The sequence below is a fragment of the Pirellulales bacterium genome (assembly GCA_019694435.1).
Taxonomy (GTDB): domain Bacteria; phylum Planctomycetota; class Planctomycetia; order Pirellulales; family JAEUIK01; genus JAIBBZ01.
The window spans coordinates 36834-50653 of sequence record JAIBBZ010000028.1 but is presented as its reverse complement, the minus strand read 5'-3'; the positions used below and the strand labels follow the sequence as shown (position 1 = coordinate 50653).

10 protein-coding genes are annotated in these 13820 nt (G+C 66.0%); 5 read left to right on the top strand and 5 right to left on the bottom strand.

The genetic code is table 11. From position 1 onward, the window contains the following. Nucleotides 1-113 precede the first annotated feature (113 nt). Complete coding sequence (locus K1X74_17885; GenBank protein ID MBX7168212.1) at nucleotides 114-1487, bottom strand: MFS transporter; 1374 nt, start codon at nucleotides 1485-1487, stop codon at nucleotides 114-116. Nucleotides 1488-1689: 202 nt separating this feature from the next. Here K1X74_17885 and K1X74_17880 point away from each other — a divergent pair, with 202 nt between their 5' ends. The 5 genes from K1X74_17880 to K1X74_17860 all read left to right on the top strand — a co-directional run bounded on the left by K1X74_17880 (nucleotide 1690) and on the right by K1X74_17860 (nucleotide 10493). Further along, complete coding sequence (locus tag K1X74_17880) at nucleotides 1690-4215, top strand: ATP-binding protein (protein ID MBX7168211.1); 2526 nt, start codon at nucleotides 1690-1692, stop codon at nucleotides 4213-4215. A 241-nt stretch (nucleotides 4216-4456) separates the two neighbouring features. Then, a complete protein-coding gene (locus K1X74_17875) occupies nucleotides 4457-5221 on the top strand; it encodes a hypothetical protein (protein ID MBX7168210.1) in 765 nt (254 codons plus the stop codon). Between the two features lie 113 nt (nucleotides 5222-5334). After that, nucleotides 5335-6831, top strand: a complete 1497-nt coding sequence (locus K1X74_17870; protein ID MBX7168209.1) for a sulfatase-like hydrolase/transferase — start codon at nucleotides 5335-5337, stop codon at nucleotides 6829-6831. Further along, nucleotides 6828-9011 carry an alkaline phosphatase family protein gene (locus tag K1X74_17865; GenBank protein ID MBX7168208.1) on the top strand — a complete coding sequence of 728 codons (2184 nt, stop codon included), beginning with the start codon at nucleotides 6828-6830 and terminating at the stop codon, nucleotides 9009-9011. Before K1X74_17870 ends, K1X74_17865 begins: the two co-directional genes overlap by 4 nt. Before the next feature lie 96 nt (nucleotides 9012-9107). After that, complete coding sequence (locus tag K1X74_17860; GenBank protein ID MBX7168207.1) at nucleotides 9108-10493, top strand: PQQ-like beta-propeller repeat protein; 1386 nt, start codon at nucleotides 9108-9110, stop codon at nucleotides 10491-10493. Between the two features lie 53 nt (nucleotides 10494-10546). Here the strand turns inward: K1X74_17860 and K1X74_17855 are convergent, their stop codons facing one another. The 4 genes from K1X74_17855 to K1X74_17840 all read right to left on the bottom strand — a co-directional run bounded on the left by K1X74_17855 (nucleotide 10547) and on the right by K1X74_17840 (nucleotide 13800). Continuing rightward, a complete protein-coding gene (locus tag K1X74_17855; GenBank protein ID MBX7168206.1) occupies nucleotides 10547-10828 on the bottom strand; it encodes a redoxin domain-containing protein in 282 nt (93 codons plus the stop codon). 39 nt (nucleotides 10829-10867) lie between these two features. Further along, the gene (locus tag K1X74_17850; GenBank protein ID MBX7168205.1) at nucleotides 10868-11107 is read right to left on the bottom strand and encodes a peroxiredoxin family protein; all 240 of its coding nucleotides are present in this window, start codon (nucleotides 11105-11107) and stop codon (nucleotides 10868-10870) included. 76 nt (nucleotides 11108-11183) lie between these two features. Beyond that, entirely contained in the window at nucleotides 11184-11978 is a 795-nt protein-coding gene (locus K1X74_17845) for a succinate dehydrogenase/fumarate reductase iron-sulfur subunit (protein MBX7168204.1), read from the bottom strand. Continuing rightward, the gene (locus K1X74_17840) at nucleotides 11971-13800 is read right to left on the bottom strand and encodes a fumarate reductase/succinate dehydrogenase flavoprotein subunit (protein MBX7168203.1); all 1830 of its coding nucleotides are present in this window, start codon (nucleotides 13798-13800) and stop codon (nucleotides 11971-11973) included. The genes K1X74_17845 and K1X74_17840 overlap by 8 nt, the downstream gene beginning before the upstream one ends. Nucleotides 13801-13820 lie beyond the last annotated feature (20 nt).

The following is a 13820-nucleotide window of genomic DNA, read 5'->3' as shown; positions in this document are numbered from 1 at the left end:
TGCTATCCGCTGTCGGCAAGAGAACATGGCTCGTTGCCGTTCCTTGAAGATTCCATGGAAGTCCGCCTCGGCGGTGAAATCAAGTCCTCAAGGTGACGCACCCACGGAAACTTTCAGGCCGCTTCGACCTCGGCCTCTTCATCGCGGCTCGACTGTTCCATCCACAGCCGCAGCCGGGCGACGTCGTTCGTAACGGTGCGCGCACCGGCGAACAGCACGAACGCCAACACCAGGCACAGCACCGGGATGATGTACATCGCCTGGTGCAGTCCTTGGCCTTTAAACGGCGCAAGGGCCGCCTCGAGCGCCGGCCCCTTAAGTCCTTCGAGCGACACGCCCTTAGCCGCGGCCGCCGCGCGGGCAAAATAGTCGCTCGCCATGCCCGTGGCCAAGGGTCCCAACGAGGCGCCCAGCACGTACATTGCGCAGAAGTAGAGCGCCATGGCCGTACCGCGCAAGGCCGGCTCGATCACATCCTGAATCGTGGAATAGACAGTCGCGTAGTAGACATACATCAGCCCACAGCCGGCGCCCATCAAGGTGACAAACGCCGCCACGCCGCCGGCGGGAACCTCGAGCGCCAAGAACACCAAAGGTGTCGCCGCGCCCAAGGCCAAGGCCGCCACGAACAGCCGGCCGCTCACGCGCCGGCGTACGATGTGATCGCCCAGCCAGCCGCCGATCAGCAAGCCCGGGATTCCGGCCAGTCCATAGACGGCCGCCATCACATAGCCAGCGTGTTCCAGGTTCAAACCGTGCACGCGCACCAAGAAGGCGTGCATGAACGCGCCCAAGGCATACATGTTGAAGTTGTGCAAGGCGCCCGAGGCGATGATCCACCACATCGTGGGAATCGACAGCACCAGCAGAAAGGGCGAGCCCGGGCGGCGGCGCAACCCGACCGCGTGGGATTCGCTCGCGCCGCGCTGCGGTTCGACGATCCACGTCGCGGCCAGCGCGCACAGCACGCCGGGAATAAACGCCACGTAGAGCGCCGCGCGCCAGTCGATGCGCTCGGCGATGATGCCGCCGACCACCACGGCCAAGGCGTTGCCCAGCGGCAGGCCCATCATGAACACCGACATGGCCCGCGCGCGAGCGGCAGCCGAGAAGTAATCGCCGATCAGCGAGCTGGCCGCCGGGGCGCAAGTCGCTTCTCCCACGCCGACCCCGAGCCGGGCCAGGAACAATTGCCAGTATTGAACGCAGATCCCTGAAATGCCCGTCAGCAGGCTCCACAAGAACACGCCGACCACAAGGATGCGTTTGCGATTGGTCAGGTCGGCCAGGCGTCCCAGGGGCAAGCCGACCACGGCGTAGATCAACGTAAATGCCGTCCCGAGCCAGCCGAGCGCCGTGTCGCTCAATTCCCAATGCTTGCGAATCGGCTCGGACAGCGGCGTCAACACGAGCCGATCGTAGAAGTTCATCGTGTTGATCGCCAACAACACCAACAGTGCATAGACGGTCCCGGTGCGCGGATTCACGGGCGCCTCCTGGCGAATGTGCGTGTGTGCGGGCGGACGGCTGGGCAGCGATTCTAGGTGCCGCGCCGGCCGGTCACAAACTTTTACCGCGGAGTTTTCCCGCCACCGCTGCTGCTTGGGAGTTCCGCGCAACAGCGGTACGATTTCATGCCGGCGGCCGATCACCGCTTCTCTCTCATGGCTTTCCGCGGGCGACGAACGCATGCAGGACTTCGAAAAGCTGGGCGTGTTCTACCTGGGACGCCGCTTCGATGCCGACACCGGGAAAGCCGGCGCAGAGTTGGTCCTGTACGACTCGAAGGACCTGGTGACCCATGCCGTCTGCGTCGGCATGACCGGCAGCGGCAAGACAGGCCTGTGTCTGACGCTGATCGAGGAAGCGGCCATCGACGGCATTCCGGCCCTGGTGATCGATCCGAAGGGCGATCTGCCCAACCTGCTGCTGACGTTTCCCGAGCTGCGCGCCGAGGATTTCCGCCCCTGGGTCAACGAAAGAGATGCCACCCAGCGCGGGCTGTCGGCCGACGAATTCGCCGCGCAGCAGGCCGAGCAGTGGAAGCAGGGACTGGCCGACTGGGGCCAGGACGGCGAGCGGATTCGCCGTCTGCGCGAGGCGGCCAATTTCTCGGTGTTTACCCCGGGCAGCAGCGCGGGAAGGCCCCTGTCGATGCTGAAGCGGTTCGCCGCACCGCCGCCCGAGCAGCGTGAAGACGCGGAACTGCTCGCCGAGCAGATTGCCACGGCCGCCAGCGGTCTGCTGGCTTTGGCCGGGATCGACGCCGACCCGATCCAAAGTCGCGAGCACATCCTGTTGTGCACGCTGTTGCGCGAATCGTGGCTAGCGGGGCGCGATCTCGATCTGGCCACGATCATCGCCCAAATCCAGGCCCCGCCGGTCAAGCAGGTGGGCGTACTCGAACTCGAATCGTTCTACCCGGCCAAGGAACGCTTCGGCCTGGCGATGCGGCTGAACAACCTTTTGGCCGCGCCGGGCTTCAGCGCCTGGCTCGAAGGCGAGCCGCTCGACGTCGAACGCCTGCTCCACACGCCCGACGGCAAACCACGCATCTCGATCTTCTCGATTGCCCACCTCGACGATGCCCAGCGGATGTTTTTCGTCACGACGCTGCTCAATCAGGTCGTCGGCTGGATGCGCAGCCAACCGGGGACGACCAGTTTGCGGGCACTGGTCTACATGGACGAAATCTTCGGCTATTTCCCGCCGGTGGCCAATCCGCCGTCGAAGCTGCCGTTGTTGACGCTGCTCAAACAGGCACGGGCCTTCGGCGTGGGCGTGGTGTTGGCGACGCAGAACCCGGTCGATCTCGACTACAAGGGCCTGTCGAACGCGGGGACCTGGTTCGTGGGCCGGCTGCAAACCGAGCGCGACCAGCTGCGCGTGCTCGACGGGCTCGAAGGCGTGGCGGCGTCGAGCGGCGCGGCATTCGATCGTGCGAGGCTGCAAAAACTGCTGGCCGGGCTGCAAAGCCGGGTGTTTCTGCTCAACAACGTCCATGAAGACGCCCCGGTGCTGTTCCAGGTACGGTGGGCGCTGTCGTACCTGCGCGGACCGGTCACGCGCGAGCAGATCCGCCGGCTGATGGACAATCGCCGCGGACCAGCACACGGGGCGGACGACGACGACGCTCTATCCGATACGCCCGGCACACCGCCTGCAGCGACTCAGACGCCCGGCGCGCCAGCCGCACCGGCACCCTCAGGCCAGGCGACGCCAGTGCGTCCAGGGCTCGATCCCGAGATCGCGCAATACTTCCTCCCGCCCTCGGGCGAGCAAGCAGCAGGCACGGTGGTCTATCGCCCCCTGCTCGTCGGCGTTGTGAACGTCCACTATGCCCAGGCCAAGGCCAACGTCGAATACAGCGAGCAGGTCGCGTATGCCGTCGCCGTGCAGCCCAGCGGCGTGGCCATCGATTGGCAGCAGTCGGGCGATTACGCCTGGGAGCCCGACCGCCTGCTACGCGACCCTGCCGCGGGCGCGACCTTTGCCCCGCTGGCGACGACCGCGGCGCAGGCCAAGAGTTACAAGGGGTGGCAAAAGTCGCTCGTCGATTACGTCTATCGCACCCGCCGCCTGACGCTGTGGCAGCAGCCCACGCTCAAGCTGATCTCGCGGCCGGACGAGACGGAGGGCGCCTTTAGGATTCGGCTTCAGCAAGCGATCCGCGAACAACGCGACCAGCGCGTCGAGCAACTGCGCGCCGAGTATGGCCCTCGGGTCCTGGCGCTCGAGGAAAAAGCCAAGCAGGCCGAAACCGCGCTGGAGCGCGAGCGCTCGGAAGCCAACCAGAAACGCGTCGAGTCGGTGTTCAGTGCCGGTGCGGCGATTCTGGGCATGATCCTGGGCCGCAAACGGCTCAGCGCCTCGAACGTGCAGCGTGCAGGCACGGCGAGCCGCTCGGCCGGCAAGGTGTTCGGTACCTCGCGCGACGTGGAGAAGGCCGAGCTGAACGTCGATCAGATTCGCGAGCGCCGAACAAAGCTCGAAGCAGAGTTCCGCGCGGAGACCGAGGCGCTGCTGGCCGAAATGAACACGCTGGAGCAGACCGTGGAGACCGTGGCCATCAAGCCAAAGAAGGTCGATATTACGATCAGCCAGTTGGCGCTCGTCTGGAAACCGGACCCGCCGTCGGAAATTACGTCCGCAACGGTTGCACCGGAAAATCCGGCGACGACCGATCCCGCCACCGCAGGGCTACCCCAGCCATGAGCCATCGCGGTCAGCACGGGGCACGCCGCCCGGCCGGCAAGTTTGGCCACCTGCAGAAGAAGCAAGCGCAGGCCCGGCCGCCGCAGCGTCCGCAGAAGCCGCCGGGCAAGAAAAAACTGCCCTGACCCCTCGCTCGATCTGCCCGATTTGGCGTCGATTCGCTGGTTACCCACGGCGGCGCGGGGCGAACTATAGTGGAACTGAGCCCTGTTTCACGGTTTCCCTTGCCTGGGGAGAGCCTATGTCTCGCTGGTTCCCGATGCCTCGAACCTTGACCCTGGGTGCGGCCGCACTGCTCAGCTTCCAGCTCGCCGCGGTCGCTCCCGCACAGCAGGTCGACGAAGCGGTGCAGCCGGGCGAGACCGACGCACGGCTGGGTGAAGACCTCCCTGCCCCGGAGTCGCGGCCGCGGGGTTCGATCACCAATCTGACCGAGGAGCCGATTGCTTTTCGCATTCGCCGGGCGCGCGGCGCGACCTGGACCGACGAAATCGTCGTCGGGCCGGGCGAACAGCGCGTCATGCTCGAGGGCTTCAACCGCGAAGAGATCCTGGGTACCGGACGCGGCGTGCCGGTGGCCTACATCGTCGTGCAGTATCGTCAGGATCCCGGCTATATCCGCGTGAAGCTCACCGGGAGGACCGGCGCCGAGCGCGAAATCTTCATGCCGTTCTACTTCTTCGTTCGCGACAGCAACGGCTTCGGCCGCTTGATCCAGGCCGCCGACGAGGAGACAGCCAAGCGCCAGCAGGCCGAATTGCTCGCGCGGCCACGATTGACCCCGGAAGAGGTCGAACAATTGCGCGTCCAGGCGATCGCGTCGGGCCGGCTGTATCTGCCCCAATCGGACCCGCCGGCCTGGGAGTGGCCGCCGATCGGTACCGGGGCCCTGCGCGCCGGCGCTCTGATCGACGGGCCGGTCTATTTTGGCGGCCTGCCGTGGACGCCGCCCCTGTTCGGACCTGCCGTCTACGGCCTGGCCGTTCAAGCGTGTTGCTGCCCGTAGCGCGGCCGCAGCTTGATCGGTCCGGGCAACTGTGGTTTCATGCTGGCAGTCACGTTTTCGTGCGGCGGGGGCTCGTCTGATCGCTCCGCCCGCGCGCAACCACGGTGGCGCGCATGACCTCGCCTGAACCGTCTTTCTCAGCTACGTCGCAGTCGTCGTCCGCGCGCGGTCGCGCGAGGGCCGGCGAATGGTTGCTATTGGGCCTGGCGCTGGCCGCTTCGGCCGGCTGTGGCTGGCTGCTCTGGCAGGCCTTTGGCCGCACGGCCGCACCGCGTCCCCAACATGTGCTGCTAATCAGCCTCGACACGCTGCGGCCCGACCATCTGTCGTGCTACGGGTACACTCGCCCGACTTCGCCGCGACTCGACGCGCTGGCGGCCGAAAGCTGGCGATTTGCCCACTGCGCGGGCGTTTCCAACTGGACTCTGCCGACGCATGCCTCGCTGTTCACGGGACTCTATCCCGACGTTCACGGAGCGAAATTCCTGACGCCTGACGAAGTGGAAGGCGTGACCACGCTGAACTCGACCGGGGTGCTGCTCGACGAATGCGTGACGCTCGCCGAGCGGCTGCTGGCGGCCGGTTTTCAGACCGCCGCCGTGGTGGCGAACTGGGGATACCTGGGCCGCATCTACCAGGTTGACCAGGGATTCGAAACGTACGACGTCCGCGCGGCCGACGCTTCGTATCAGGCCTACCGCACGGCCGAGACGATCACCGACGCGGCGATCCGGTTTCTCGACACGCGCGACGAGCGGCCGTTTTGCCTGTTTCTCAACTACATGGACACCCATCACCCGTACAATCCACCGAGCGACTACCTCGATCGCTTCGAGACCGACCCGCAGGTCGAGCGGACGCCGAAGCCCACCGAGTTTTACGCGGAGTTGATGACCGACATCGCTTTCGAGCGTCGCGAGGCCAACCCCGAGACGTTTCGCTGGATCACGAACCGCTACGACGCCTCGATCGCGTATCTCGACCATCACCTGGGCCGGCTGTTCGACGAATTACGCCGCCGCGGGTTATATGAGGATACGCTGGTGATCGTGACTTCGGATCATGGCGAGGGATTGGGCGAACACCAGGTGTTCGGGCATTGCTTCCGGATGTACGAAAACGAGCTGGCCGTGCCGTTGATCGTCAAGCTGCCGGGTCACAACGACCCGCAGATTGTCGGCGAGCGCGTATCGCAAATCGACGTCTTGCCGACCGTGATCGACGTCCTCGAACTGCCGGCCCGCGACGAGGCCCTCGATGGCCAGTCGCTGCTCGATCCGCGGCCGCGCGACTTGCTGGCCAAGAAAGACACCGACCTGCGACTCGTCGAAGCGCCGCGCCCGTTGAACCAGACGCAATGGGCCGTGTATCGCGGGCCGCTGAAGCTGATCGAGTACGCCGCAGGACCGGTCGAACTCTACGACTTGGCAACCGATCCTGCCGAAGCAACCAACCTGGCCGACCAGCGCCCGGACGAGGTCCGTGATTTGCGCGCCGCGATCGCCGGCTTTCGCCAGCGACTCGCTCCAATTGCGCCGTTGACCAGCGCCATTCAGGCGCGCGATCCCGAGGCCATGCGCGCCTTGCGCGAACTGGGGTATGCCCAATGAGCGCGGCGCTCGTGGCCTATATCGATCCCGGTACGGCCCAAAACGTGTTCACTGGGCTGGCGCCCTACCTCGCGGCGCTCGGCACGCTGCTGGTGGCCCTGCTCTGGCCGTTCCGCTACGTTTGGAGCCTGGCCCGCGCGGCATATGCACGTAGCTCGGTTGTCGGCCGGGCAGCCACGTGGTTGTTGATCGCGGCGCTGGCGGGTAGCGTGCTTGCCGGCGGTTATCTGCTCCTCGCCCGGGGTCCGCGGTCCGCGACCGCTTCGACGCGCAACGCGCCCGGTGCCGCCGCGACGTCGCTGGCGCCGCGCGTCACGAGTACCGGGCCCAAGAATGCCATGTATCAACGCGTGATTGTGCTGGGGATGGACGGGCTGGACGCCGGCCTGACCGAAGAGCTGATGGCCGCCGGCCAGCTGCCCAATTTTGCGCGGCTGCGCGAGGCCGGCGGCTATGCACGCCTGGCCACGAGCAACCCGGCCGAAAGCCCCGTGGCCTGGTCGTCGATCGCCACCGGCACTGATCCCGCGCAGCACGGCATTTTCGACTTTCTCTACCGGTCGACGCAGTCGTACCTGCCCGCGCTCTCGCTGCGCAAGTCGACTGGCGGCTGGCTGGGCACAAAGTACACGCGTGCCCGACAGCGCGATGGTTTTTGGGTGCACACTTCGGCGGCGGGCGTGCCAACGACGGTCGTGCGCTGGCCCGTGGCGTTTCCCGCGGAGAAGGTGACCGGCCGGTTCCTCGCCGGCTTTGGAGTACCGGACCTGACCGGCGGAGAAGGCCGCTACACCTACTTCACCTCGGCCCCGATTGCCGACGACGATCCGAGCAAGGCCAACGTGGCCCCGTGCACCTGGGACGGCCAGCACACGGCGCTCGAACTGCACGGACCGCTCGCCGGACGTAACAAGGAAACCCTGGTCGCCCTCGACGTCAGCAAGACGGGAGACGATCGCCTGCAGATTCGCTTGCCGTCGGGCACGGCCGTCGAGGTAGCACTGGGCCAATGGTCCGGGTGGCTGCCGGTCGAGTTCAGCGTCGGCCTGGGCAGCAAAGTGCGCGGGCAGGTGAAGTTCTTCCTCACGGAATTGTCGCCGGCCCTGCGGCTGGTCACCTCGCCAATTCACATGGACCCGGTGCAGCAGGCGTTTCCGTTGACGCAGCCGCCCGAGTACGGCCGCGAGCTGCGCGAGCAATTGGGCCCCTTCCACACGCTGGGCATGCCCGAGCAGGTGCATCCCCTGAGCCATGGGCGCTACGACTATGCTGCGTTTCTGGCCGAGTGCCAGGCGGTGACCCGGGAGCGGCGCGCGATGCTCTCGCTCGAGCTCGAACGGTTCGACCGCGGCGTATTGGCCTTCGTCTTTGACACGACCGATCGCTTGCAGCACGCCTTTTGGGCCACGCGCGACGCGCAACACCCTGCCTACCGCGCGGCCGACGCCGAGAAGTTCGGCGACGTGATTCCCGCCGCTTATCGAGAAATGGACGAAGTGCTCGGTCAGGTGTTGGCGCGGTGCGATGAGCGGACCTTGCTGCTGGTCCTGTCCGATCACGGATTTAACGCCTTTCGCCGGGCCGTGCACGTCAATCGCTGGCTGGTCGACCAAGGGCTGATGAAGCTCAAGGTGCCCGACGGCAAGCCGGGTGAGACGTTGTTCAAGGATGTCGACTGGAGCCGCACGACGGCCTACGCCTGTGGCTTCTGCAGCCTGTACTTGAACGTCTTCGGACGCGAAGAACAGGGCATCGTCGACTCGGTCGCCGGCTATCCCCAGGGGTGCGACGAGATCGCCGCGCGGCTCAAGCGCTGGATCGATCCGGAGAGCGGACAACCGGTGTTCAAGAACGTCTACCGGGCCGATGCGCTGTATCCGATGGGAGACAACAACGTACCGACGCGCCCGGATCTGATTCTCGGGTTCAACTCGGGCTATCGAGCCAGTTGGCAGACGGCGCTCGGCGGCGCCCCGCTGGGTACGATCGAAGACAACACCAGCCGCTGGTCAGGCGATCACCTGATCGATCCCGAGTTGGTGCCTGGCGTGCTGTTCAGCAACCGGCGGCTCGGCAAGCAGCAGCCACAGTTGATCGACATCTGCCCCAGCGTGCTCGAAGCCCTGGCGGTGCCGGTGCCGGCCTATGTGCAAGGCACGTCGGTGTTCGGCAACGACTGAGCAGCGATCGCTCGCACGCCCCGCAGGCCGCGATTTTTCGCCGGCTTGCGGGGCGCTCGGTGCTCACCAACCGGCATGTCCGCGTAAGGAAACCAGATGAACATCGTCCGATTCGCGTTGGTCCGGCCGGCCATGACCGTCCGCTGGTTGGGCCTTGCCGTACTCTGGGGCATGCTGGTCGTGCAGAGCGAAGTCCGGCCTGCTTGCGCCCAGAACTGGCCCCAATTCCGCGGCCCGGGCGGAAACGGCGTGGCCGATGGCGCCACGTTTCCCACGCAATGGGCCCCAGGGCACAACGTGGCTTGGTCGGCGCCGGTCCCGGGAATCGGCCGCTCGTCGCCGACCGTCTGGGGCGATCGCGTGTTCGTGAAGACGGCGATTCCCGATAACGAAACCGACGAGCCACCCAAAGGCATGCGCCCCGAGAGCAAGGTCTTTGCGCCGCCCGACAGCAACTACGACTGGCGGGTGCTGTGTTTTGGGCTGGCCGATGGAAAACTGCTTTGGCAAACATCGGTCAAGACCGGCCGCCCGGAGCGCGGCAAGCACATCAAGAGCAGCTACGCGTCGGAAACACCCGCCACCGACGGCCAGCACGTCTATGCCTATTTCTGGCAAGCGGGGCTCTACGCGCTCGACTTCACCGGACAAATTGTCTGGCAACAGCAACCGCCCACCGAAGGAACCTACGGCGAATACGGCACCGCCAGCTCGCCGATCACCGACGGCCAGCGCGTCTATCTGCAGTGCGACTACCTGCGCAACTCGTTCCTCGCCGCTTACGACTGCCGTGACGGCAACCTGCTGTGGCGCGCCCAGCGCGAGCCGAAGAACAGTTGGAGCACGCCCTGCCTGTGGAAGAACCGCGTGCGCACCGAGCTGGTCGCCGTGGGACCCGAACGGGCCGTGGCGTACGACCCCAGCGACGGTCGAACGCTTTGGGAATTAGGCAAGCTATCCGGGCTGACCGGGACGACGGCCGTGACCGACGACGAATTGTGCTACATCACCTCGGGCTGGATTCCGAGCAAGAATCGACCGGTGATCGCCGTCCGGGCCGGGGCCACCGGCGACGTTACCCCTGCCGACGACCAATCGCCGGGACCGCACGTCGCGTGGCGCGTCGGACCGACGGCGCCGTATGTGCCCAGCCCAGTGGCGTACCGGGGCCGGCTCTACCTTTTGGGTGATGGAGCGATCTGGAACTGCCTCGATCTGCGTACGGGCGAATCGGTCTATGGCCGCAAACGGCTCCCCCAAGGTGGCCCCTTCACGGCATCGCCTTGGGCGTGCGCTGGCAAGCTGTTTTGCCTGACCGAGGGCGGGCTCTGCTACGTGCTGGCCGCCGGCGATGAATTCCAGGTGCTGTCGACCAATCCGCCGCTCGACGAGGACGGATTGTTCCTGGCCACACCCGCGGTCGCCGGCGACGCGCTGCTGATCCGCGGTGCCCAGCAATTGCACTGCATTCGCGCCGATTAGCCGGCGGCCCGCCGCGTCCGATGCGCAGGAATCTGGATTGCCAGGCCGAGCGGCTACCGAGCGGCTCTTTCCGCCTCGTCGACCAGTCGCTCGACCGCGCGATCGAGCTGGTACGTGTCGGGACCCACGATGATCTGTCGCACGACGTGGTGATGGTCGAGGACGTACATCGTCGGCCAGCCCTCGACCTTCCAGGCCGCGGCGATGGACCCGCCGCTGCCGTCCCACCAGGAGCGCCACGTCATCTGCTCGCGTTCGATGGTGGCGCGCAGTTTCGACTTCGAGTCGCTATTGACCCCCAGCAGGACGAAGGGCCTGCCTTGCATGCGCCTCACGAGCGACCGCTCGTGGTCGTACATCGACCTGCAAGGCGGTCACCAATCGCCCCAGAAATCGACGACGACAACCTGGCCTTGGTAGTCGCTCAGGGCAAAGGACACGCCGTCGGCATCCTCGCCCGTGATCTCCGGTGCGGGCTGATCAATCTCCGGCACTCCGCTGATAGCGCCGCCGGGGCCTTTGGTCTCGGCCGAGCAACCGGCCAACAACGCTACGCAGATCAACGCTTGAGCCAGGTGCCGCGTCCGAGCCGGCAAACTTGGGGGCATGCGCATCGAACGGACTCCTCTGTACTGAGCCGTGAGCCAGCAAGAGCCTGGCCTCTCGCGAACCTGGCGGCCTGGTTGGCGCTTAGCGCCGCGGACTGAAGATCCGCAACAGCTTCTGCACCGGGTCGTAGTACTCGTCGACGACCCGTTCCTTGAGCGGAATGATCGCGTTGTCGGTGATATGAATGTGCTCGGGGCAGACCTCGGTGCAGCATTTCGTGATGTTGCAGTAACCCAGCCCCAGCTCGTTCTTGAGCAGCGGCAACCGGTTCGCCTCGTCCAGCGGGTGCATTTCGAGCCCCGCGACACGGACGAAGAACCGCGGGCCGCCGAACTGCTGCTTCAGATCGTGTTCGCGCAAGACATGGCAGACGTTCTGGCAACAGAAGCACTCGATACACTTGCGAAATTCCTGGACGCGGTCGGCCTCCTCCTGCGAAAAGCGGCGCTCGCCGGCCTTCGGCTTGAAGGCCGGGATCTTCTTATTGACCTCGTAGTTCCAGGAAACGTCGCAGGCCAAGTCCTTGATCACAGGGAACGACTTCATCGGCCGCACAACGATCGGCTGATCGGCCGGGTAGCGGTCGATCCGGTCCATGCACATCAGCCGCGGCCGACCGTTCACCTCGGCGCTGCACGAGCCGCACTTACCGGCTTTGCAGTTCCAGCGGCAGGCCAGGTCGGGCGCGGCCGTCGCCTGCACGCGGTGCACGGCGTCGAGCACGACCATGCCGCTGGCCCGTTCGACTTCGTATTCGACCATTTGTCCGGACGCGTTGTCGCCGCGGTAAACCTGCAGCTTGACGGTGCCGGTCGCAGGGGGCGGGCCCGAGGCGCCGCCCGCCGCCGCACCTGGGGTCGTACTCGTGCTAGACATGCTTGCCTTCCTTCACCTCGCCGATCAGTTCCCGCAATTCGTCGGGCATCTGCGGCAGCGGCTCGCGGTGCAACTCGACCGCGCCGGAGCGCTGGCGAATCACGTTGTTGAACTTGCCCCAAGTCGCGTCGCTGTCGGGATAGTCGTCGCGCGTGTGGCCGCCCCGGCTCTCGGTGCGCTCGAGCGCCGCTCGAGCCACGGCCTCGCTGATATCGAGCATGTTGTCCAGGTCCAGCGCCAGATGCCAGCCGGGGTTGTACTGGACATTGCCGGTGATCTTGGCGGTGGCAGCCCGGGCGCGCAGCTTCTGAATCTCGTCGAGTGCGTACTGCAAATCGTCGGCCGTGCGGACGATGCCCACGTAGGTCTGCATCAGGGCTCGCAGCTCTTCGTGCAGCACGTAAGGGTTCTCGCCGCTGGTGCGGTTGAACGGCTCGAGCTGCTTACGGGCCACTTGCTCGATTTCGCCCTGGTCGATCGCCGGCAAGCTGGGGGTCTTCTTGGCCAGCTCGGCCGCATATTCGCCGGCCCGTTTGCCGAATACCAGCAAGTCCGAGAGCGAATTCCCGCCCAGGCGGTTGGCGCCGTGCATGCCTCCGGCCGATTCGCCCGCGGCGAACAGGCCCGGCAACGTCGACTCCTGCGTCTCGGGGTGAACGCGGATGCCGCCCATCGCGTAGTGGCACGTCGGCCCGACTTCCATCGGGTCGGTCGTGATGTCAACGTCGGCCAGTTCCTTGAACTGGTGATACATGCTCGGGAGCTTCTTCTTGATCTGGTCGGCCGTGCGGCGCGAGGCGATGTCGAGGAACACACCGCCGTGCGGCGAGCCGCGGCCGGCGCGGACCTCGCGGCGGATGGCCCGGGCTACGACGTCGCGGGTCAGCAGCTCGGGCGGGCGCCGGGCGTCGGGGCGCTGTCCGGCGACGACCGACTGCACCCAGCGGTTGGCCTCTTCTTCACTTTCGGCAAATTCGCCTTTGAACATTTCGGGAACGCTGTCGAACATGAAGCGCCGGCGTTCGCTGTTGAGCAGCACGCCCCCTTCCCCGCGCACGCCTTCGGTAATCAGCGTGCCCTTGACGCTCGGCGGCCAGACCATGCCCGTCGGATGAAATTGGACGAATTCCATGTCGATCAGGTCGGCGCCGGCCCAGAGGGCCATGGCATGGCCGTCGCCGGTGTATTCCCAGGAGTTGGAGGTCACCTCCCAGCAGCGGCCGATGCCGCCGGTGGCCAGCACGACGGCCTTGGCGCGAAACACGACGAACCGGCCGCTCTCGCGATAGTAGCCCATACAGCCGGCCACTCGCCCGCCGTCGCGCAGAATCCAGCGGATCGTCGTCTCCATGAAGACGTCGATCCCCTGGTGCACGCCGCGGTCTTGCAGCGTGCGGATGATCTCCAGGCCCGTCCGGTCGCCGACGTGGGCCAGGCGCGGATAGGTATGGCCGCCGAAATTGCGCTGCAAGATGCGGCCGTCCTTGGTGCGGTCGAAGACGGCGCCCCATTCTTCCAGTTCGTTGACGCGGTCGGGGGCCTCTTGGGCATGGAGCTGTGCCATGCGCCAGTGGTTGAGAAACTTGCCCCCCTTCATCGTGTCCTTGAAATGCACCTTCCAATTGTCGCGGGCATCGGTGTTCGAGAGCGACGCGGCCACGCCCCCTTCGGCCATCACCGTGTGGGCCTTGCCCAGGAGCGATTTGCAGATCAGCGCGGTGCGCACACCGCGGGCCGAGGCCTCGATCGCTGCGCGCAGTCCCGCGCCCCCGGCACCCACGACGACGACGTCGTATTCGTGCGTTTCGTATTTGTTCGTCATCGAAGTCGATTCGTTCGGCA

Excerpts from the sequence above, each read along its gene's own strand:
- K1X74_17880 (MBX7168211.1), top strand. The coding sequence starts at position 1,690 with ATGCAGGACTTCGAAAAGCTGGGCGTGTTCTACCTGGGACGCCGCTTC.
- K1X74_17875 (MBX7168210.1), top strand. The coding sequence starts at position 4,457 with ATGTCTCGCTGGTTCCCGATGCCTCGAACCTTGACCCTGGGTGCGGCC.
- K1X74_17870 (MBX7168209.1), top strand. The coding sequence starts at position 5,335 with ATGACCTCGCCTGAACCGTCTTTCTCAGCTACGTCGCAGTCGTCGTCC.
- K1X74_17865 (MBX7168208.1), top strand. The coding sequence starts at position 6,828 with ATGAGCGCGGCGCTCGTGGCCTATATCGATCCCGGTACGGCCCAAAAC.
- K1X74_17860 (MBX7168207.1), top strand. The coding sequence starts at position 9,108 with ATGAACATCGTCCGATTCGCGTTGGTCCGGCCGGCCATGACCGTCCGC.
- K1X74_17850 (MBX7168205.1), bottom strand. The coding sequence starts at position 11,107 with ATGCGCATGCCCCCAAGTTTGCCGGCTCGGACGCGGCACCTGGCTCAA.
- K1X74_17845 (MBX7168204.1), bottom strand. The coding sequence starts at position 11,978 with ATGTCTAGCACGAGTACGACCCCAGGTGCGGCGGCGGGCGGCGCCTCG.
- K1X74_17840 (MBX7168203.1), bottom strand. The coding sequence starts at position 13,800 with ATGACGAACAAATACGAAACGCACGAATACGACGTCGTCGTCGTGGGT.